17 protein-coding genes are annotated in these 19,796 nt (G+C 69.7%); 2 read left to right on the top strand and 15 right to left on the bottom strand.

Going from position 1 to position 19,796, the window contains the following annotated elements:
• Nucleotides 1–3: 3 nt before the first annotated feature.
• From kdpB to kdpF, 3 genes are read right to left on the bottom strand one after another with little or no spacing between them, the layout of a single operon-like run.
• Nucleotides 4–2,055 (bottom strand): potassium-transporting ATPase subunit KdpB, encoded by a 2,052-nt coding sequence (kdpB, locus tag AB0J78_RS12230; protein ID WP_363788987.1) that lies wholly within the window; start codon nucleotides 2,053–2,055, stop codon nucleotides 4–6.
• Nucleotides 2,052–3,698 (bottom strand): potassium-transporting ATPase subunit KdpA, encoded by a 1,647-nt coding sequence (gene kdpA / locus AB0J78_RS12225; protein ID WP_363788986.1) that lies wholly within the window; start codon nucleotides 3,696–3,698, stop codon nucleotides 2,052–2,054. The genes kdpB and kdpA overlap by 4 nt, the downstream gene beginning before the upstream one ends.
• Nucleotides 3,698–3,793: a K(+)-transporting ATPase subunit F gene (kdpF, locus tag AB0J78_RS12220; RefSeq protein ID WP_132686176.1), complete on the bottom strand. Its 96-nt coding sequence runs from the start codon at nucleotides 3,791–3,793 to the stop codon at nucleotides 3,698–3,700. Before kdpF ends, kdpA begins: the two co-directional genes overlap by 1 nt.
• 388 nt (nucleotides 3,794–4,181) lie before the next feature.
• Between kdpF and asnB the strand changes: the two genes are divergently transcribed.
• Nucleotides 4,182–6,008, top strand: coding sequence for an asparagine synthase (glutamine-hydrolyzing) (gene asnB, locus AB0J78_RS12215; protein WP_363788985.1), 1,827 nt, complete (start codon nucleotides 4,182–4,184; stop codon nucleotides 6,006–6,008).
• A 62-nt stretch (nucleotides 6,009–6,070) separates the two neighbouring features.
• Here asnB and AB0J78_RS12210 read toward each other — a convergent pair whose 3' ends face one another.
• The 12 genes from AB0J78_RS12210 to rsmD form a co-directional block, all read right to left on the bottom strand.
• Nucleotides 6,071–7,513: an ATP-binding protein gene (locus tag AB0J78_RS12210; RefSeq protein ID WP_363788984.1), complete on the bottom strand. Its 1,443-nt coding sequence runs from the start codon at nucleotides 7,511–7,513 to the stop codon at nucleotides 6,071–6,073.
• Complete coding sequence (locus tag AB0J78_RS12205) at nucleotides 7,510–8,226, bottom strand: response regulator transcription factor (RefSeq protein WP_363788983.1); 717 nt, start codon at nucleotides 8,224–8,226, stop codon at nucleotides 7,510–7,512. Before AB0J78_RS12205 ends, AB0J78_RS12210 begins: the two co-directional genes overlap by 4 nt.
• A gap of 182 nt (nucleotides 8,227–8,408) precedes the next feature.
• Nucleotides 8,409–10,499: a glycosyltransferase family 39 protein gene (locus AB0J78_RS12200; RefSeq protein ID WP_363788982.1), complete on the bottom strand. Its 2,091-nt coding sequence runs from the start codon at nucleotides 10,497–10,499 to the stop codon at nucleotides 8,409–8,411.
• Nucleotides 10,496–11,746, bottom strand: a complete 1,251-nt coding sequence (locus AB0J78_RS12195; protein ID WP_363788981.1) for a bifunctional glycosyltransferase family 2/GtrA family protein — start codon at nucleotides 11,744–11,746, stop codon at nucleotides 10,496–10,498. Before AB0J78_RS12195 ends, AB0J78_RS12200 begins: the two co-directional genes overlap by 4 nt.
• Before the next feature lie 257 nt (nucleotides 11,747–12,003).
• A complete protein-coding gene (gene mutM, locus AB0J78_RS12190) occupies nucleotides 12,004–12,888 on the bottom strand; it encodes a bifunctional DNA-formamidopyrimidine glycosylase/DNA-(apurinic or apyrimidinic site) lyase (protein ID WP_363788980.1) in 885 nt (294 codons plus the stop codon).
• A 123-nt stretch (nucleotides 12,889–13,011) separates the two neighbouring features.
• The gene (gene rnc, locus AB0J78_RS12185) at nucleotides 13,012–13,770 is read right to left on the bottom strand and encodes a ribonuclease III (protein WP_363788979.1); all 759 of its coding nucleotides are present in this window, start codon (nucleotides 13,768–13,770) and stop codon (nucleotides 13,012–13,014) included.
• Between the two features lie 14 nt (nucleotides 13,771–13,784).
• The gene (gene rpmF / locus AB0J78_RS12180) at nucleotides 13,785–13,967 is read right to left on the bottom strand and encodes a 50S ribosomal protein L32 (protein WP_125091036.1); all 183 of its coding nucleotides are present in this window, start codon (nucleotides 13,965–13,967) and stop codon (nucleotides 13,785–13,787) included.
• A 2-nt stretch (nucleotides 13,968–13,969) separates the two neighbouring features.
• On the bottom strand, nucleotides 13,970–14,542 hold the full coding sequence (locus tag AB0J78_RS12175; protein WP_363788978.1) for a DUF177 domain-containing protein: 573 nt from the start codon (nucleotides 14,540–14,542) through the stop codon (nucleotides 13,970–13,972).
• A 166-nt stretch (nucleotides 14,543–14,708) separates the two neighbouring features.
• The gene (locus AB0J78_RS12170) at nucleotides 14,709–15,437 is read right to left on the bottom strand and encodes a DivIVA domain-containing protein (RefSeq protein WP_363788977.1); all 729 of its coding nucleotides are present in this window, start codon (nucleotides 15,435–15,437) and stop codon (nucleotides 14,709–14,711) included.
• A gap of 407 nt (nucleotides 15,438–15,844) precedes the next feature.
• Nucleotides 15,845–16,261, bottom strand: coding sequence for a ribonuclease domain-containing protein (locus AB0J78_RS12165; protein ID WP_363788976.1), 417 nt, complete (start codon nucleotides 16,259–16,261; stop codon nucleotides 15,845–15,847).
• 109 nt (nucleotides 16,262–16,370) lie between these two features.
• Nucleotides 16,371–16,853 carry a pantetheine-phosphate adenylyltransferase gene (coaD, locus tag AB0J78_RS12160; RefSeq protein ID WP_324264375.1) on the bottom strand — a complete coding sequence of 161 codons (483 nt, stop codon included), beginning with the start codon at nucleotides 16,851–16,853 and terminating at the stop codon, nucleotides 16,371–16,373.
• 54 nt (nucleotides 16,854–16,907) lie between these two features.
• Entirely contained in the window at nucleotides 16,908–17,468 is a 561-nt protein-coding gene (gene rsmD, locus AB0J78_RS12155; protein WP_132685782.1) for a 16S rRNA (guanine(966)-N(2))-methyltransferase RsmD, read from the bottom strand.
• Nucleotides 17,469–17,638: 170 nt separating this feature from the next.
• On the opposite strand from rsmD, the gene AB0J78_RS12150 reads away from it, so the two are divergent.
• Nucleotides 17,639–19,702 carry a UvrD-helicase domain-containing protein gene (locus AB0J78_RS12150; RefSeq protein WP_363788975.1) on the top strand — a complete coding sequence of 688 codons (2,064 nt, stop codon included), beginning with the start codon at nucleotides 17,639–17,641 and terminating at the stop codon, nucleotides 19,700–19,702.
• Nucleotides 19,703–19,796: the final 94 nt, after the last annotated feature.

The following is a 19,796-nucleotide window of genomic DNA, read 5'->3' as shown; positions in this document are numbered from 1 at the left end:
CCCTCACCCGATCCCGGGCACGAATCGGATCACCAGGTCGATCAGCCAGATCCCGGCGAACGGCGTCACCACGCCGCCCAGGCCGTAGACCAGCAGGTTCCGCCGCAGCAGGACGGCCGCCGTGGACGGCCGGTAGGGGACACCGCGCAGCGCCAGCGGGATCAGCGCGACGATGATCAGCGCGTTGAACACCACCGCCGACAGCACCGCCGAGTTCGGGGTCGACAGGCCCATCACGTTCAGCGCGTCCAGCTGCGGGTGGATGCCCACGAACAGCGCGGGCAGGATCGCGAAGTACTTGGCCAGGTCGTTGGCGATGCTGAAGGTCGTCAACGCGCCGCGGGTGATCAGCAACTGCTTGCCGATCTCCACGATCTCGATCAGCTTGGTCGGATCCGAGTCGAGATCGACCATGTTGCCGGCTTCCTTGGCCGCGCTGGTGCCGGTGTTCATCGCGACCCCGACGTCGGCCTGGGCGAGCGCGGGGGCGTCGTTGGTGCCGTCACCGGTCATGGCCACCATGCGCCCACCGGCCTGCTCCCGCTTGATCAAGGCCATCTTGTCCTCGGGCTTGGCCTCGGCGAGGTAGTCGTCGACGCCGGCTTCGGCGGCGATGGCGCGGGCGGTGAGCTCGTTGTCGCCGGTGATCATCACCGTCCGGATGCCCATCGCGCGCAGTTCGGCGAAGCGCTCCCGCATCCCCGGTTTGACCACATCGGACAGTCGGATGACTCCCACCACGCGGTCGTTGTCGGCGATGACCAGCGGCGTCGCACCGGACGCGGCGATCTCGTCGGCGCATCGCACGACCTGATCGGGAAGTTCCCCCACCTGGTCGCGGACTGCGCTGATGGCTCCCTTGCGGATGCTGCGGCCGTCGAGGTCGATGCCGCTCATCCGGGTCTGCGCGGTGAAGGGAACCTTCCTCGCACCCACCTCCGCACCGACGGGTTCCGCGGGCAGTCCGAACTCCCGCGCGCAGAAGGCCACGACGCTGCTGCCTTCGGGGGTGGGGTCGGCGAGGCTCGACAGGCGGGCGACCTTCGCGAGCTCGTCCGGGCCGACGCCGTCGACGGGGACGAGTTCGGTGCACCTGCGGTTGCCGAAGGTGATGGTTCCCGTCTTGTCCAGCAGCAGCGTGTCCACGTCACCTGCGGCCTCCACCGCTCGGCCGGACTTGGCCAGCACGTTGCGCTGCACGAGCCGGTCCATCCCCGCGATGCCGATCGCAGAGAGCAGCGCTCCGATCGTGGTCGGGATCAGGCACACCAGCAGCGCGGTCAAGGTCGTGACCTCGATCAGCGAACCGGAGTAGGCCGCCATCGGCTGCAGGGCGACCACGGCGAGCAGGAAGATGATCGTCAGCGTGGACAGCAGGATGGTCAGCGCGATCTCGTTGGGCGTCTTCTGCCGTTGCGCGCCTTCGACGAGCGCGATCATGCGGTCCACGAAGGTCTCGCCCGGTGCTGCGGTGATCCGCACGACGATGCGGTCGGAGAGCACGGTGGTTCCCGCCGTCACGGCCGAGCGGTCGCCGCCGGATTCCCGGATGACGGGCGCGGATTCACCGGTGATGGCCGATTCGTCGACGGTCGCGATGCCGTCGACCACGTCGCCGTCGCCGGGGATGGTCTCGCCCGCCTCGACCACGACCTCGTCGCCGATCGCCAGCGCGGTGCCGGGAACCTTCCGCTCACCGCCGTCGACGAGCTTGCGGGCGACGGCCTCGGTCCTGGTGCGCCGCAACGATTCCGCCTGCGCGCGCCCTCGTCCTTCGGCGACCGCTTCGGCGAGGTTCGCGAACAGCACGGTGAACCACAGCCACGCGGCGACGGCGACCGTGAAGGCGCTCGGGGAGAACGCGGCGAGGACGGTGGTCAGCGCGGAACCGACCCACACCACGAACATCACCGGGTTGCGCAGCTGGTGTCGCGGGTGGAGTTTGCGCAGCGCTTCGGGAACCGAGCTCAGCAGCTGGTGCGGGCGGAAGGTTCCCGCGGGAGTTCGCCGGTGGGCGGCGGACGTTTCGAGCGCGGGTTCGAGGGTGGTGGTCATGCGAGGGCCTCCGCGATCGGGCCTAGTGCGAGTGCGGGGAGGAACGTCAGCGCTGCGACGAGCACGACCGTGCCGCCGAGCAGGCCGGCGAACAGCGGTCCGGTGGTCGGCAACGTCCCGGCGGTGGCGGGGACGCGTTGCTGCTGGGCGACCGAGCCGGCGAGCATGAGCACGGCCAGGATCGGCACGAACCGTCCCATCAGCATCACCAGGCCCAGCGCGGTCTGGAAGAAGGGGCTGGTCGCGGTGAGCCCGGCGAAGGCGCTGCCGTTGTTGTTGCCTGCGGAGGCGAAGGCGTAGAGCACTTCGGAGAGCCCGTGCGCGCCGGTGTTGTTCAGGGCGTCCCGGGTGGCGGGAAGCGCCATCGCGAGCCCGGTGCCCAGCAGCACCGCGGTCGGCATCGCCAGCACTGACAGGGCGGCGGCCGTCACCTCGCGACGGCCCAGCTTCTTGCCGAGGTACTCCGGGGTGCGCCCGACCATGAGCCCTGCGAGGAACACGGCGATCACGGCCAGCACGAGGATTCCGTAGAGCCCGGCTCCGACTCCGCCGGGCGCGACCTCCCCGATGAGCATGTTGAGCAGAACGGTCCCGCCACCGAGTCCGGTGAAGCTGTCGTGCATCGCGTTGACCGCGCCCGTGGAGGTGCCGGTGGTGCTCACCGCCCACAGCACCGACGCGTCGATGCTGAACCGGGTCTCCTTGCCCTCCAGGGCGGCTCCCGCCGCCAGGGCCGCGGGGCCGTTGGGGTGCGTTTCGGCCCACCACGTCACGGCCAGCATCGCCGCCCACAGGGTTGCCATCACCGACAGCAGGACGTGGCCCTGCCTGCGGTCGCCGACCATGGTGCCGAAGGTGCGGGTCAGCGAGACCGGGATGACCAGCAGCAGGAAGATCTCCAGCAGGTTCGACGCGCCGCCCGGGTTGGACAGCGGGTGCGCGGAGTTGGCGTTGAGCACGCCACCTCCGTTGGTGCCGAGCTCCTTGATGACCTCCTGGCTCGCGATCGGGGCGGTGGCGATGGTGTGCGCCTGCCCGTCGAGGCCGGTCACCTCGATGCCGGGTGCGAGGCTCATCGCCGCACCCAGCCCGACAAGCACGATCGCGCCCACGACGGAGATCGGCAGCAGGATCCGGGTGCAGCCGCGGGTGATGTCGACCCACACGTTGCCGATCCGTCCGGTCCCGTGGCCCGCGAAGCCGCGCACGAGGGCGACCGCGACGGCCATTCCCACGGCGGCGGAAGCGAAGTTCTGCACGGTCAGCCCGGCCATCTGGACGCCGTGCCCGAGGACTTCTTCGGGCACGTAGGACTGCCAGTTGGTGTTGGTGACGAAGCTGACGGCGGTGTTGAACGCCATCGACGGCGGCACGGAGCCGCGCCCGAAGCTCAGCGGCAGCAGCGGCTGCAACCGCTGCACCGCGTAGAGCAGCGCGATCGAGACCAGCGAGAACGCGAGCACACCGGTCGCGTAGCTGGTCCAGCGCTGCCGGGTCGAGGAGTTCACGCCGACCAGTCGGTAGACGACCTTCTCGACGCGCCAGTCCGCTTCGGCGGTGTAGACGCGCGCCATGTAGTCGCCGAAGGGCTTGTGCACGACCGCGAGCGCGGCCACCAGCAGACCTGCTTGGAGCAGTCCCATCAGAACCTCTCCGGGCGGACCAGCGCGACGAACAGGTACCCGATCAGCAGCAGCGCCAGCACACCACCGGCGGCGTTGGCGACCAGCGCGCTCATAACCGCTCCAAACCGCGCAGCAGCAGCGCCAGCACCAGGAATCCGCCGATCAGCAGCGCCGCGAAGGCGAGATCGACCACGACCGGTCACTCCTTCCGAGTTCTCTTCGATGACGTGGTTCAGCCAAGCCCCGCACCGGATGCGCGGTCGAGTCCCATGACGACTCCTTGACGCGGCGGAGTGCGGCCTTGATGCGTTCTTGACGGGGCCGCTTTCCTCCCGGTTTCAGCAGGTCTGCGCGTTTTGCGGGTGGGTGACTTCACCCCGTTAGTTGGTTTCATCGATGCAACGATCTCGTTACTGTCGCTAACAAGTCGGTGCGTTGAAATCTCACTGAAAAACGCCCGAAAACGGTACGAAACAAACGAGATTGGGGATAAATCCGGAAATGTGCGGAATCTCCGGCTGGATCGACTTCCAGCGCGACCTGACCGAGCACCGCTCCACAGTCGACGCCATGTGCGACACCATGACCTGCCGGGGCCCGGACGCCGGTGACACCTGGGTCAGCAGGCACGCCGCGCTCGGGCACCGGCGGCTGGCCATCATCGACCTGCCCGGAGGCGCGCAGCCGATGGAGGCCGAGAACGGCCAGGTCTCCATCGTCTACAGCGGTGAGGCGTACAACTTCACCGAGCTGCGCGACGAGCTCCGCCGCCGCGGCCACCGGTTCGACACCGACAGCGACACCGAGGTCGTGCTGCACGGCTACCTCGAATGGGGCACCCAGGTCGCCGAGCACCTCAACGGCATGTTCGCCTTCGCTGTCTGGGACTCCCGCGAGGACAAGCTGCTGCTCGTCCGCGACCGGATGGGCATCAAGCCGCTGTACTACTACCCCACCGAGCACGGCGTGCTCTTCGGCTCCGAACCCAAGGCGATCCTGGCCAACCCGCTGGCCGAGAAGGTCGTCGACGCCGACGGCATGCGCGAGCTGTTCGGCATGGTCAAGACCCCCGGCCAGGCCGTGTGGGCGGGCATGCGCGAGGTCGAGCCGGGCACCGTGGTCACCCTCGACCGCAAGGGCCTGCGCGAGCAGACCTACTGGAAGCTGCAGGCCATCGAGCACACCGACGACCAGCAGGCGTCCGTCGCGCACGTGCGCGAGCTGATGGACGACATCGTGCAGCGCCAGCTGGTCTCGGACGTGCCGCGCTGCGTGCTGCTCTCCGGCGGCCTCGACTCCAGCGCCATCACCGCGCTGTCCGGGCTGCACCTGGCCTCCAGCGGTGAGCAGGTGCGCAGCTTCGCGGTCGACTTCCTCGGCCAGACCGAGAACTTCGTCCCCGACCCCATGCGCGCCACCCCGGACGGCCCCTACGTGCGCGACGTCGCCGAGCACGTCGGCTCGCAGCACCAGGACATCGTCCTCGACCCCGACACCCTCGCCGACCCGGAGGTGCGCCGCGCGACCGTGCAGGCGCGCGACTTCCCGATGGGGCTGGGCGACATGGACCAGTCGCTGTACCTGCTGTTCAAGGCGATCCGGCAGCACTCCACGGTGGCGCTGTCCGGTGAGTCCGCCGACGAGGTCTTCGGCGGCTACAAGTGGTTCCACGACCCGGACGTGCGCGCGGCCGACACCTTCCCGTGGCTGGCCGCCGTGCAGAGCCAGGGCGCCGGCTACGACATGCTCGACCCCGAGGTCACCGCAGCGCTCGACATCCCGTCGTTCATCGCCGACGGCTACCGCACCGCGCTCGGCGAGGTTCCTACCCTCGACGGGGAGAGCGACCTGGAGCGGCGGATGCGGGAGATCTGCTACCTGCACCTGACCCGCTTCGTGCGCATCCTGCTCGACCGCAAGGACCGGATGAGCATGGCGGTCGGCCTGGAGGTGCGCGTGCCCTTCTGCGACCACCGCCTGGTCGAGTACGTCTTCAACACCCCGTGGTCGCTGAAGACCTTCGACGGCCGCGAGAAGAGCCTGCTCCGCCACGCCACCGCCGACACCCTCCCGCAGTCGGTGGTCGAGCGGGTCAAGAGCCCGTACCCGTCCACTCAGGACCCGAAGTACGCGGCTGTCCTGCAGCGCCAGGTCCGCGACCTGGTCAAGGCCGACAGCCCGGCGCTGTCGCTGCTGAACGAGAAGTGGATCGCCGAATCCCTCCAGCAGGACCCGGCCAACATCGACATGGCCGCTCGCTACACCTTCGAGCGCGCCCTCGACCTGTCGGTCTGGTTCGACATCCACAACCCCACGGTCAAGCTCTGACCGCGTGAGCGTGAGGAGGGGAGCCGCACTCCCCACCCGAGTCGCGGCTCCCCTCCTCGCTTTCAGGTGATCGGCAGCAGGAGGCGGAAAGTGCTGCCGCCGCCGGGAGCGCCGTGGAGTTCGAGGCGACCGTTGTGCGCCTGCGCCAGGGCCGCGGTGATCGCCAGCCCCAACCCGGTCCCGCCGGCAGCACGGGTTCGACCCTCGTCGACGCGGTAGAAGCGGTCGAAGATCCTCGTCGCGTGCTCCGGCAGAATCCCCGGACCGATGTCGGTGACCGAGACCGCGACCATCCTCGTCCCGTCGCGGAGGTCCGCCCCCGCCGCGGCGACGGCCCGGTCGCTCACCTCGGCGTTGCCGATCTCGACCGCGATCGGCGAACCGGCCGGGGTGTGCACCAGGGCGTTGTTGACCAGGTTGGTCAGCACCTGGCGCAGCCGGGCACCATCACCGAGAACCCGCAGTGCGTCCGGGCTCTCCAGGGTGATCGCCCGGTCCGGGTCGCGCGCCCCGGCGTCGTGCACGACGTCGCGGACGAGCGGGACCATGTCGAGGTCCACCAGGTCGATGGTGCGTTCCCGGTCGAGGCGCGCCAGTAGCAGCATGTCCTCCACCAGCCCGCCCATCCGCACCGACTCGGACTCGATGCGCCGCATCATCATCCGCACGTCCTCCGGCCGGTGCTCCTCGCTGCGGCGGTAGAGCTCGGCGAACCCGCGGATCGAGGTCAGCGGCGTCCGCAGCTCGTGCGAGGCGTCGGCGACGAACCTGCGCAGCCGGTCCTCGGAGCGCTCCCGCTGCTGCAGCGCGTCGGTCAGCCTGCCCAGCATCGTGTTCAGCGCCTCGCCGAGGCGGCCGGTCTCGGTGCGCGGATCCTGATCCGGAACCCGGCGATCGAGCTGACCCGCGGCGATGGCGTCGGCGGTGTCCTCGATGCGCGCCAGCGGGCGCAGGCTGAGCCGGACCGTTCCCGCAGCGGCCAGCGCCAGCACCAGCAGCACCAGCCCACCGACCACCAGCTCGATGACCACCAGCTGCTGCACCGTCGCCTGCGCGGTGCCCAGCGACAACGACAGAACCACGTTGCGGCCGTCCGGCAGTTGAACGCGCCGCACCCGCCAGTCCGAACCGCCCGCCCGATCCGGGACCGTGCCGACCGCCGGTCCGCGCTCCGGGTTGCGCAGAAGGGGACCTCCCGGCTCATTCTCGGCCGCGCCGAGGGTTCCCCCCACCTGGCTGCCGTTGGAGTCGAAGATCAGCACGCGGAAGTCGGTCGGCAGGTCTCCCCTGCCGGGGCCCTCGGGATGCCGGTGCGTCGGGTCCGGGGGCGGCATGCGCCCTTCCTCCCAGGGCATCGACATCTCGGCGAGCCGGTCGTCGGTGCGCTCCACCAGGGAGCGGTTCAGCAGCGCGACGCTGGTGAACCCCATCAGCAGCAGACCCACGACCAGCGCCCCGACCAGCACGAGCACCAGACGTCCGCGCAGCGTGCGCACGAACCTCATCGGTTCTCCGGAGGGAGTCGCAGCACGTAGCCGACGCCGCGGATGGTGTGGATCAGCGACGGCGACACCGAGTCGACCTTGCGCCGCAGGTAGCTGATGTAGGACTCCACGATCCGCGAATCGCCGCCGAACTCGTAGTTCCACACCCGGTCCAGGATCTGCACCTTGCTGACCACCTTCTCGGCGTTGATCAGCAGGTATCGCAGCAGCTTGAACTCGGTCGGCGACAGGCTCACCAGCTGCCCGGCCCGGCGGACCTCGTAGGTGTCCTCGTCGAGTTCCAGGTCCTGGTAGCGCAGCTTGGCGCTGTCGTCCTGCTCGGGACGGACGCGCCGCAGGATCGCGCGCAGCCGCAGGACGACCTCGTCCAGGCTGAACGGCTTGGTGACGTAGTCGTCACCGCCCGCCGTCAGGCCGGCGATGCGGTCCTCCACCGCGTCGCGCGCGGTGAGGAACAGCACCGGGACGGTGCTGCCGCCGCCGCGCAGCTCGGTGGCGACGGAGAACCCGTCGCGGTCGGGAAGCATCACGTCCAGCACGACGATGTCCGGGTGGAACTCGGCCGCCGCGCGCAGCGCCTCCGCACCGGTCGCGGCCCCGCGCACCTCGAACCCGCTGAGGCGCAAGGCCGCGGCCAGCAGTTCCAGGATGTTGGGCTCGTCGTCCACGACGAGCACTCGCGCACCACTGCTGTCCACCACGTCCTCCAGCATCACCCACCTCCCTGGGAAAACCCTGGAAACCCGCTGAAAGCCCACCCCCGTGTCCCACCCCACCCCCGTGATCGGTGACCGGATTACTCCCGTATTCCGTCCCCCGATCACGGGAGTAATCCGTCCCCCGAACACCGCCGTGATCCGCCGTAACCATGACCGGATTACGGCGGTGACCCGGGTCATCCGCAGCGGTAGAGCTGCTGGGAGGAGTCGGCCGAGCCGCCGTAGGTGACGGGGTCGACGAGGGTGCAGTTCTGCTTCACCCAGTTCTCCCGATCCGTTGCCGCCTGGCCACCTCGACCGCCCCCGGGCATCTGCATCCCGGAACCGGCCCGATCGCCGCCCTGCCGCTGTCCCCGCCCCTGCTGGGCTTGGGCGTCGTGGGCGCGCATCGTGTCGCCCGGTCCGCCGCCCAGCAGGACGAAGCCGAGTTGGCCGCTCTGCTTCCACTCGGTGAGCCGGGCGACCGACGGTGCGTCATCGGATCCCATGAAACCGCCCATGCCGACCACGGTCAGATCGGTGTTGATGATGAAGCTCGACGCGCCGTTCGCGCCGCCCTCCACCGCCAAGGGGATCTGCGCGTCACCCGCGTTGACCTTCACGTGGTCGACGATCTTCTGCTGGTCGGCGCTCAGCGAGGCACCACCCGGGCCACCGCCCATGCCTCCCCGACCTTGATCACCGGGCATCCCGGGAGGCACCTGGCCGCTCATGCCCGGAGGCGCCTGCCCGCTCATGCCCGGCATACGGCCGCCGGGACCGCCCATCGACGTCTGCGGTCCGGCCATCGGGTTGGCGCCGCCCATCATCCCGCTGCTGCCGCCGACGGCTCCGATCGCCGACCAGGTCGCGGGCACGGTGAGCATCGCCGTCAGCGCCAGCACGAACCCGGCCTCGGCCAGACCCGCGCGACCACGACGACCGATCACCAGCACCACCAGCGCCAGCGCTCCCAGACCCACCGCCAGGTAGCCGGTCCACGGGTGCCAGCTCAGGTCCCGCGCGACGACGGCCATCGCCCAGGCGACGGTGATCGCGACACCGGTGGGCAGCAGCAGCCAGGCCTTCCCGCCCGGCTGCCGGTACCACCGCCAGAACCGGACCAGCCCGGCCCCGACCACCGCGCCGACCGCGGGCGCCAGCATCGTCGTGTAGTAGGGGTGCATGATGCCCTGGGCGAAGCTGAACATCACGCCGATGACGACCAGCCAGCCGCCCCACAGCACCCAGCCCGCGGTGAGCTCGCGATGAGGGGAACCTCCCGCTCGCCAGTGCCGAACCCCCAGCGCCAGCATCGTGACCAGCACCAACGCGCACAGCGGCAGCAGCCAGCTGATCTGACCGGCCAGCTGCTCGTTGAACATCCGCAGCACGCCGGCGTTTCCGGAGAACCCGCCGCCACCTCCGGGTCCACCCCCGCCGGGCCCGCCGGCCCGGCCCGAACCTTCACCGAGGATCCGGCCGAAGCCGTTGTAGCCGAAGATCAGGTCCCACGCCGAACCGTCGGTGCTGCCACCGATGTAGGGCTTGGGCGAAGGCCACAACTCGGTCGCCACGACCCACCAGAACGAGCTCACCATCAGCACCACGGCCGCCACGCCGAGGTCGAGGGCCTTGCGCCCCCAGCCGTTGCGGCTGCCCACCAGGTAGGCCGCGACGAACGCGGGCAGCACCATCCACGCCTGCAACATCTTGGTCATGAATCCACAACCGACCAGGAACGCGGCCAGCGCGATCCAGCCGGTCGAGCGGCGGTCTGACAGCGCCCGCGTCAGCGCGTACGCGGCGACCACCACCAGCAGCACCAGCAGCGTGTCCGGGTTGTTGTCCCGGTTGATCAGCACCGTGATGGGGCTCAGCGCCAGCACCAGCGACGCGATCAGCGCGGCGCTGTCCCCCGCCCACCTCCGCACCGTCCGGTGCAGCAGGAACACGGCCGCGACACCGCACACGACCTGCGGGAACAGCACGGCGAACTGGGTGAACCCGAAGATCTTCACCGAGAGCACCTGCAACCACAGGGCCATCGGCGGCTTGTCGACGGTGACAACCCCGGCAGCGTCGAACGACCCGAAGAAGAAGGCCTCGAAGCTCGCCGACATCGACTTCACGGCCGCCGAGTAGTAGCCGTTGCCCCACGAGCTCCCGATGCCCCAGAGGTGGAGCACGGCCGCGAGCGCGCAGGTCCCCGCGAGCGCGAGCCGAGACCGCAGCGACGGCTCATCGTCGCGCGTTCGATCCGGCACGGCCTCTACGACTGCGATCATGACACTTCCTCTTCCTCGGCCGGGCCCGCGAAGACCCACGAGCGGAGCAGCACGAACCGCAGAGCGGTTCCGACCACTGAGGACAGAACGAGGACCAGGACCTCCAGCCAGCGCGACGGATCCGCGGCGCAGGCGTGCAACCCGAGCAGCGCGCCGGAGGTCACCACGTAGTACAGCGCGAACACGACCAGCCCTTGGACGTGCACCCGACCGGACGAGCCGCGCTGCTGCAGGAACGTGTAGCGCCGGTTGGCCTCGGTGTTCCACACCGTCGTGACGGTCAGCGCGACCAGGTTCGCCAGCAGTGGCGGCCACCAACCGCGCAAGAGCGCGTACAGCACCGACGTGAGCACCGTGGACACCAACCCGATCACGCCGAAGGAGACCAGCTGCCACAGCAGGCCGTTCTCCCGCCTGGCCAGCACCGCTTGCGGGTGCGCGGCCCGTGGCTCGGGACGTCGCGGCAGGCCGGGGACCCGCGCGGTGCCGGTGATCTTGGCGCGCGCGACCCGGACCAGCCCCGCGACGTCGTCGGTCGCCGTGCGCAGCACGTTCACCCGGGTGTCGACGTCTTCGACCCAGTCCACCGGCACCTCGTGCACTCGCAGGCCGTTGTGCTCGGCCAGCAGCAGCAGTTCGGTGTCGAAGAACCAGGAATCATCGGCCACCTGCCGCAGCAGCGGACGGATGATCTCGGTGCGGGCCGCCTTGAAACCGCACTGGGCGTCGGTGAATCGCGCGCCGTGCGTCCACCTGATCATCTTGTTGTACCCGCGCGAGATCATCTCCCGCTTCCCGCCGCGCACGGTCCGCGCACCCGGTGCCAGCCGGGATCCGATGGCCAGGTCGGAGTGCCCGTTGACCAGCGGCGCGACCAGCGGCAGCAGGGCGTCCAGCCCCGTCGACAGATCCACGTCCATGTAGACCACGACGTCGGCGTCGCTGTACCCCCACGCGGCGCGCAACGCCAAGCCGCGACCCTTGCGGTCCAGGTGCAACACCCGCACGCGGGGCATCTTCCGGGCCAGCCGGTGCGCCACCTCCAGGGTCGAATCCGTGCTGGCGTTGTCGACGACGGTGATCGACCACGAGAAGGGGAACCCTTCGCCCAGGTACCCGCTCAGCACTTCCAGGCATCCGGGAAGGGAACGTTCCTCGTTGTGGACCGGGATCACCACGTCGACGGTCGCGGTCCGGTTCGACGCGCGCTGCGCTGTCTCGGCGCCGAGCTGCGGCACGGCACTCATCTCCCACCCACCTCTCATCCGGTTCGGCATCCATCAAGCCGGACGCAGGTGCGAGCGCCGTTGGCGGAAGCTGGGAATCAGCTGGGAGCGGCTTCGCCCGGCGGATGTGGGGGCGAGTCACGCGGTTCTCGTGGCGGGAAAGCCCGCCCGCCGATGTGCGCGGTGGGCCTGGCGTTCAACACCACGATGCTGCGGGTGTTCTCGTGATCGCGGTGGTCCACCTCGCGACAGCCCGTCCGAAGTGGACGCGGCGCGGCTCACACGTGCGCGTTGCGCGGTTTCGGCTGGCAGACCGGGCAGGTGTAGGAGGAGCGGTTCATCCACGGGTCGCGGCGGATGGAGGCTCCGCAACGCGGGCAGGGATTCCCCACCTGGCCGTAGACCGCCAGCGAGCGGTCGAAGTAGCCCGATTCGCCGTTGACGTTGACGTAGAGCGCGTCGAACGAAGTGCCACCCGCGTGCAGCGCTTCACCGATGACGTCGGTGACGGCCTCGAACAGTTCGCGGACCTTGGGGCGGGTCATGGTCGCGGTCGGGCGGGCCCAGTGCAGCTTCGCCCGCCACAGGGCTTCGTCGGCGTAGATGTTGCCGATGCCGGAGACCAGGCTCTGGTCGAGCAGTGCGCGCTTGATGCCGGTGCGGCGACCGCGCAGCCGGTCGGTCAGCCTGGCCAGGTCGAACACCGGCTCCAGCGGGTCGGGTGCGATGTGCGCGACCGGTCGGGGCAGTGCCACGCCGTCCACCTCGACGAGTTCGGCCAACTGCAGGCCGCCGAAGGTGCGCTGGTCGACGAACCGCAGCTCGGACTCACCGTCGGCGAAGCGCATCCGCACCCGCAGGTGCTTCTCGTCGGGCGCGTCGGTGGGTTGCACGAGCAGCTGCCCGCTCATGCCCAGGTGCACGACCACCGCTTCGCCGTCGGTCTCATCGGGGCCGTCGCCGAGTTCGACCCACAGGTACTTGCCACGCCGCCGGGCCGCGGTCAGCACCCTCCCGGCGAGTCTGGCCGCGAGGTCCTGCGCGCCGGGCACGTGACGGCGGACGGCACGCGGGTGCAGCACTTCGACGCTGGAGAGCTTCCGTCCCACCGCATGATCGGAAACACCGCGGCGGACCACCTCGACCTCGGGCAACTCAGGCACGAACACATCCTCACCCACGCCCGGAACGCGCCTGGAGGCGGGCGTGAAAAAGGGACATGATCCAGGGCCGAGCCCTTGATCATGTCCCTTCGTCACGGTCGGTTCGCGATCGAACCGACCGACTCACGATGCGGAGTCCGCCGAGTCCTCGGCCTGAACGGAGTTGACCTGCTCGTTGAGCTGGCGCCAAGCCGCTTCGGCCGCCTTCTGCTCGGCTTCCTTCTTGGTGCTGCCGTCGCCGCGCCCGTAGGTCTGGCCACCGACCGCCACGAAAGCGCTGAACTCCTTGCGGTGATCAGGGCCCTCTTCCTCGACGCGGTACTCGGGCACGCCGAGTGCCGCGGAGGCGGTCAGTTCCTGGAGGCTGGTCTTCCAGTCCAGACCGGCTCCGCGCTGCGGAGCCTCGGCCAGCAACGGCTGGAAGAGCTTGTGCACCACGCCGCGCGCGACGTCGATGCCTTCGGCCAGGTAGACGGCGCCGAGCACCGCCTCCAAGCCGTCCGCGAGGATGCTCGCCTTGTCACGGCCCCCCGTGAGCTCCTCGCCACGACCCAGCAGCAGGTACTCGCCGAGTCCGCCCTCACCGAGCCCGCGGGCCACCCCGGCCAACGCGTGCATGTTGACCACGCTGGCGCGCAGCTTCGCGAGCTGTCCCTCCGGCAGGTCCGGGTGCTCGTTGTAGAGGTGATCGGTGATCACCAGTCCGAGCACCGCGTCGCCGAGGAACTCCAGCCGCTCGTTCGGCGGAAGACCGCCGTTCTCGTACGCGTACGAACGGTGGGTGAGGGCAAGGGTGAGCAGCTCGGCGTCCAGTTCGACGCCGAGCGCTGCCAACAACGGAGCCCGATCCACTTGACGGGCCCTCGACTGCTTTCCCCCCACTACGTGACCGCCGCTCAGGCCGGCTGAACGACCTGACGGCCGTCGTACTGACCGCAGGCCGGGCAGACGACGTGCGGCAGCTTCTGCTCACGGCAGGAGCGGTTCGAGCACTCGACCAGCGTCGGCGCCGAGGTCTTCCACGACGAACGGCGGTGACGGGTGTTGGCCCGGGACATCTTGCGCTTCGGGACGGCCACGACTACTTCTCCTCTTCGGTACCGCCGAGCCGCTCTTGAAGTGCGGCCCAGCGAGGATCAATGGTCTCATGCGTGTGCTCGGGGGCGAGTTCGGCCCACTTCACGCCGCACCCGGAGCACAGCCCCTGGCAGTCCGGCGAGCACACCGGTGCCGAGGGAAGCGACAGCAACATCGCGTCCCGCACCACCGGTTCGAGATCGATCAGGTCGTCCACGACCCGCTCGACCTCGTCGTCATCGGTGCTGGTGTCGGTCGCGCTGTCCGGGTACGCGAAGAGCTCCCGCACCTCGATCTCGATCTCCTCGGAGACCGGGTCGAGGCATCGGACGCACTCGCCGGTCAGCTGGGCCACCGCCGTGCCCGACACCAACACGCCCTCCACCACGGACTCGGCCAGCAGATCAAGCTCCACCGGCTCGCCCTCGGGCACCTTGATCATGTCGAGCCCGAAGCCGGCGGGCGCCGGGGCCTTGCGCGTGTAGGCACGGCTGCTACCGGCCCGGTGGCCGATCTCCCGGGTGTCGATCACCCACGGGCCGGCTTGCGCATTGCGCGTTTCATGGCTCTGAGACATCACGAATTTCAGTGCTTGGTGAATGGGCGTTTCGCTGATCTCGGGAACGGACCACGACGCATCGGGCACTGCACCGCAAGTCAGCCCTCCCAGCCTACGTGACGTCCGGCCGCGAACGACACCAGCCCCTGTTCAAGGCGGTTCCGAGGCCGGCGCGAGGGACAGCTCAGTTAGCGCCCGCCGAGGGCTGCCACTCCTCGTAGTCGAAGGGCGCGCCCATCGGGCTGCGCAGCTGCTGACGGCCCTTGCCGACCGTGCGCAGCGTGCGGCTGAGCAGGTCCTCGAAGTCGGCCAGGCGGGAGTCGACGTAGGCGTCGCACTCGCTGCGCAGCCGCTCGGCCTCCTCGTGGGCCTCCTCCGCGATGCGCTTGGCCTCGGCGCTGGCGGCCTGCGCGACCTCGGTGTCGGTGACCAGGCGGGCCTGCTCGGTCTTGCCCTCGTGCACCGACTGCTCGTAGGCGGCGCGCCCGGCCTGCACCATCCGGTCGGACTCCGACTGGGCGCGGCTGATGTAGTCCTCGTACTCGCGGCGGCCCGCGGTGACGGCCTGCTCGGCCTGGCCCCGCGCGTCGGAGAGCAGGTGATCGGCCTGCTCGCGGGCCTCGGTGAGCAGCTGCTCCGCTTCGGCCCGGGACTCGGCGATGGTGCGCTCGGCCTCGCTCCTGGCCTCGGCGACCGACTTGTCGGCCTCGGTCTGCGCCTTGGTGACCACCTCGTCGCGGTGGTCCAGCACGTCCTGGGCGTCGTCGAGCTCCTGCGGGATCGCGTCCCGCACGTCGTCGAGCAGCTCCAGCACGTCACCGCGGGGCACCACACAACCCGAGGTCATGGGGACGCCACGCGCCTCTTCGACGATCGTGACCAGCTCGTCGAGGGCCTCGAACACCCGGTACACCATGATCTCCCTGCAGTCGTTCAGCGCCGCGCCGCTCAAGCATGTCAGAACGCCGCGCGATGCCGATCACGGGCCGTTCCCCTCACAGTCTGCCTGCGCGACCCCCGTACGCGGGGGAAATCCGCCATCCGCGTGTCAAGCCACCGTTCGCGCACGAACGAAAAGGGAACCTCCCGACCACAGGAGTGGAAGGGAGGTTCCCTCGTTCACGTCAGGCAAGCACCGGAGGTGCTTTCTCATTCACCACCTGAGCAACTCGCACCGCCGCGGGTTCTGAGACGTCGTCTGGCGAGGACGGCCACTCCGCCGTGTATTGGACATACATCAGGAGTGGCACCCGCAGTCCAGACGGCGTCTCAGGTTCCGCTACCCGCACCGATCAGCAAATCGACTGCGGAGAACGAGAATCAAGCATTGATGTCGGTGATGGCGAAGCTTTCGTAGTGGTCCTCTGTCCAGAAGAACTCACCGGCTTCGCCGACCACGAAGCGGCGGGCGCCGCGGTCGTCGCTGCCCGGGGTCTCCACGGTGTACTCCTTGTAGTACCCGTCCGCGCAGTCGGGCAGCAGCCCTTCGCGGTTGCCGAAGGTCTGGCCGTCCTCCGGGTACGGGAAGGGGCCGCCGGCCTTGATGAGCTCGACCGTCTCGGCGGCTTCGGGCGGCAGGGACGACAGGGTGACCTGGTCGAACCCGGCGGTGTCACCGCACTCGGCCTGCGCGACGGCGGCCGGGGCGGGGGTTGCGGAGAAGGCGCTGGACTGGAAGCCGACGAGCCCCGCCACGGCGAGCAGGGCGGCCAGCAGGATCTGCACTGACTTCATCATGTCGATCACGCTAACCGCGGTAGGCCGTCACCCTGCGGAAATGGCGGGAACCCGAAGGAAACCGCGCAAGATTCACAGAAATTCGCGTGACCTGGTGATGTTGCGGAGGTTAACCGTTCTCGGCGATGCGCTCGCGCAGCCGCTGCTCGATCTTCGGCGGGAGCAGGTTGGAGACGTCGCCGCCGTAGGTGGCGACCTCCTTGACCAGGGAGGACGCCAGGAAGCTGTAGAGCGGGTTGGTCGACATGAACATGGTCTCGACCCCGGACAGCTGCTGGTTCATCTGCGCCATCTGCAGCTCGTAGTCGAAGTCGCTGACGGCGCGCAGGCCCTTGACGATCGCGCCGATCTCGTTGGCCTTGCAGTAGTCGACCAGCAGGCCGTGCCAGGAGTCGATGCGCACGTTGGGCCACTGGGCCGTGACCTCGCGCAGCATTTCGAGGCGCTCGTCAACGGAGAACAAGCCCTTCTTGCTCTTGTTGATCAGCACCGCGACGACGACCTCATCGAACAGGCCGGACGCTCGCTCGATGATGTCCAGATGACCGTTGGTGACGGGGTCGTAAGAACCTGGACATACCGCACGCCTCATGTGCTGGGACGTTAGCAGCCGGAACGGGAACCCCCCAGGTCGACGTGTCCTGGCTCACCGCTGTTCGATCACGGCCCAGTGCACCGACGTGTCCCCGTAGCGCTTGGATCGCAGCGCCTCCAGCGGGGCGGGCCAGTCCGGGTCGCCGCTGCGGACCGCGCGTTCGACGATCACCACGCTGCCCGGACCGACCCAGCCGTTGGCGACGAGCCCGTCCAGCACGCGTTGCAGCAGGTCACCGGGCAGGTCGTAGGGCGGGTCGGCCAGGACCACGTCGAACGGTTCGGCGGTCGCCGCAGCGGTCAGCGTCTCGGCCTTGGCCTGCTCGACCCGCACGTCGCGGAATCCCAGGGTGGTGGCGTTGCGCTTGAGGATCTGCGCGGCGCGGCGGTCGGATTCGACGAACGTGGCGTGCCCCGCGCCACGGGAGAGGGCTTCCAGCCCCAGCGCTCCGGAACCGCCGTAGAGGTCGAGCACGCGGAGGCCGTCGATGTCGAGCATCGTCTCCAGCGAGTTGAACAGCGCCTCGCGCACCCGCTCGGAGGTCGGCCTGGTTCCCTTCGGGGGCACTTCCAGGCGTCGCCCGCCCGCACTCCCCGCCACGATCCGCGTCACCGGGACATGGTCGCGCACCGCTGGTGGGCAGGTGTTTCGCGGGTCCGCCGCCACCGCGCATCTTACGCCCGCGAACCGGCCTCGACGGCAGGCGGGACACGTCGGGCGGTGCGGCATCGCGCGTACTCTGTTGGGTCTGCCCACCGCGCCAGACCGGGAGAAAGTCACAGGTGTCCGAAGCATCCGAAAAGCAGGCCGAGATCGCGGTCGAGCAGGAGCACGTGGACCGCGTGTACGCCCGGCTCGACGAGCTGCGCTCCGAAGCCGAGGCGATGCGCGACAAGAGCTACGAGTACGGCCGGGAGGCCACGCCCGAAGCGCTCAACGAGCGGGACGTGATGCTGCACCACGCCAACCGGACGTTGCAGGCGCTCAACGCCGAGTCCGAGGGCTTGGTGTTCGGGCGCCTGGACCTCGGCACCGGTGACGCCGTGCACATCGGCCGGCTGGGCATCCGCGACCAGCGCTTCGACAACCTGCTGGTGGACTGGCGCGCCCCGCTGGCCGCCGCCTTCTACCAGGCCACTCCCGAGCACCCGCAGGACGTGATCCGACGCCGGGTGATCCGCTGCTCGCGCGAGCAGGTGGTGGACGTCTCCGACGACCTGCTCGACCCGGACCGGGCACCGTCCGACATGCGGGTGATCGGCGACGGCGCGCTCATGGCGGCGCTGACCCGCTCGCGCGGCGAGACGATGCGCAACATCGTGGCCACCATCCAGAAGGAGCAGGACGAGGCGATCCGGGCTCCGGAGAGCGGCGTCACCGAGATCACCGGCGGTCCCGGCACCGGCAAGACGGCCGTCGCGCTGCACCGCGCCGCCTACCTGCTGTACCGGGAGCAGCGCAGGCTCGGCGGGCCTGGCGTGCTGGTCATCGGCCCGTCGCCGGTGTTCATGAGCTACATCTCGCGGGTGCTGCCGTCGATGGGCGAGCACAACGTGGAGCTGCGCGCCCTGGGCGAGGTGCTCGACGGCATCAGCGCCGCGAGGGTCGACGATCCGCGCACCGCCGAGGTCAAGGGCTCGTCGCGGATGGTCAAGGTGCTGCGTCGCGCGCTGCGCCTGCCTCCGCCGGACGCCCCGGACTCGTTGCAGCTGTTCTACCGGGGCACGGTGCTCAAGCTGGAGGCCGACGACCTCAAGCGGATCCGCCGCACTTTGCACAACAAGGGCGGTCAGCCGAACAAGACCCGGATGAAGGCCGCCGACGCGCTGCTGGAAGCCCTCTGGCAGCAGGCCCGGGGCCTGGCCGGCGGCGATTTCCAGCCGGACCGCGACCAGCTGATCAGCGAGATCGGCGAGCGCATCGAGTTCCACCGGTTCCTGGTCGCCTGGTGGCCCGCGCTGTACCCGATGCAGGTGCTGCGCTGGCTGTCCGATCCGGAACGGCTGGCCCGCGCGGCCCGACGGCTGCTGGCGGCCGAGGAGGTCGACCTGCTGGCCAAGTCGTGGGCGGCCCTCACCGAGTCGGCGGTCTCCGAGTGGACGGTGGCCGACATCGCGCTGATCGACGAGCTGCGGATGCTGATCGGCCCGCCGCCGAAGCGCCCCCGCCGGGCCGAGCCCGAGGCGGAGCAGCCGCGCCGCGCCGTCAACTACGACGAGTACGCGCACGTGGTGATCGATGAGGCGCAGGACCTCTCCCCGATGCAGTGGCGGATGGTCGGCCGTCGCGGCAGGCACGCGAGCTGGACGATCGTGGGCGACCCGGTGCAGTCCTCCTGGCCGGATCCGGCCGAGGCCGCGACCGCGCGCGAGGAGGCGCTCAGCGAGCAGCGCACGCACCGAAAGTTCACGCTGCGCACCAACTACCGGAACTCGGCGGAGATCTTCGACTACGCCTCGGACGCGGTTCGCGATCTGGTCAACCCGGACGACCTGCCGACGGCGGTGCGCACCACGGGCGTCGAGCCGGACGTGCGCGAGGTCCCGGTGGACCAGCTGGCGGCGGCGACCCGGGACGCCGCCTGCGACCTGCTGGAGCGGGCGGAGGGCACGATCGGCGTCATCACCACGATGGACCGCAGGGACGAGGTGCGGGCCTGGCTGTCCGATGTGGACGACCCCAGGCTCAGGGTGGTCGGCAGCCTCGATTCCAAGGGCATGGAGTACGACGCGGTGGCGGTCGTCGACCCCGACGGCCTCGCCGCGGAATCGACCACCGGCCGGCGGGCGCTGTACGTCGCCCTCAGCCGAGCCACCCAGCTGCTCACGGCGATCCGGCCCAGCTGACACCGGAGGCGACCCGTCGGGCCGACGGCGGGTCGCTCCCTCCTGCGCGCGGGCTCTCCGCTGAGCGAGAAGAGCTGTTGACCCTGTAACGCAG

The sequence above is a fragment of the Saccharopolyspora sp. NPDC049426 genome, from assembly GCF_040676935.1.
Lineage (GTDB): Bacteria > Actinomycetota > Actinomycetes > Mycobacteriales > Pseudonocardiaceae > Saccharopolyspora.
The sequence above is the reverse complement of the archived record's forward strand: the minus strand, read 5'-3'. Positions and strand labels throughout refer to the sequence as shown.

What these genes read in the sequence shown, in the direction of transcription:
- kdpB (WP_363788987.1), bottom strand. Translation starts at nt 2,055, where the DNA reads ATGACCACCACCCTCGAACCCGCGCTCGAAACGTCCGCCGCCCACCGG.
- AB0J78_RS12165 (WP_363788976.1), bottom strand. Translation starts at nt 16,261, where the DNA reads ATGATGAAGTCAGTGCAGATCCTGCTGGCCGCCCTGCTCGCCGTGGCG.
- AB0J78_RS12210 (WP_363788984.1), bottom strand. Translation starts at nt 7,513, where the DNA reads ATGAGGTTCGTGCGCACGCTGCGCGGACGTCTGGTGCTCGTGCTGGTC.
- AB0J78_RS12205 (WP_363788983.1), bottom strand. Translation starts at nt 8,226, where the DNA reads ATGCTGGAGGACGTGGTGGACAGCAGTGGTGCGCGAGTGCTCGTCGTG.
- coaD (WP_324264375.1), bottom strand. Translation starts at nt 16,853, where the DNA reads ATGAGGCGTGCGGTATGTCCAGGTTCTTACGACCCCGTCACCAACGGT.
- kdpA (WP_363788986.1), bottom strand. Translation starts at nt 3,698, where the DNA reads ATGGGACTGCTCCAAGCAGGTCTGCTGGTGGCCGCGCTCGCGGTCGTG.
- AB0J78_RS12195 (WP_363788981.1), bottom strand. Translation starts at nt 11,746, where the DNA reads ATGAGTGCCGTGCCGCAGCTCGGCGCCGAGACAGCGCAGCGCGCGTCG.
- asnB (WP_363788985.1), top strand. Translation starts at nt 4,182, where the DNA reads ATGTGCGGAATCTCCGGCTGGATCGACTTCCAGCGCGACCTGACCGAG.
- AB0J78_RS12200 (WP_363788982.1), bottom strand. Translation starts at nt 10,499, where the DNA reads ATGATCGCAGTCGTAGAGGCCGTGCCGGATCGAACGCGCGACGATGAG.
- AB0J78_RS12175 (WP_363788978.1), bottom strand. Translation starts at nt 14,542, where the DNA reads ATGTCTCAGAGCCATGAAACGCGCAATGCGCAAGCCGGCCCGTGGGTG.
- kdpF (WP_132686176.1), bottom strand. Translation starts at nt 3,793, where the DNA reads ATGAGCGCGCTGGTCGCCAACGCCGCCGGTGGTGTGCTGGCGCTGCTG.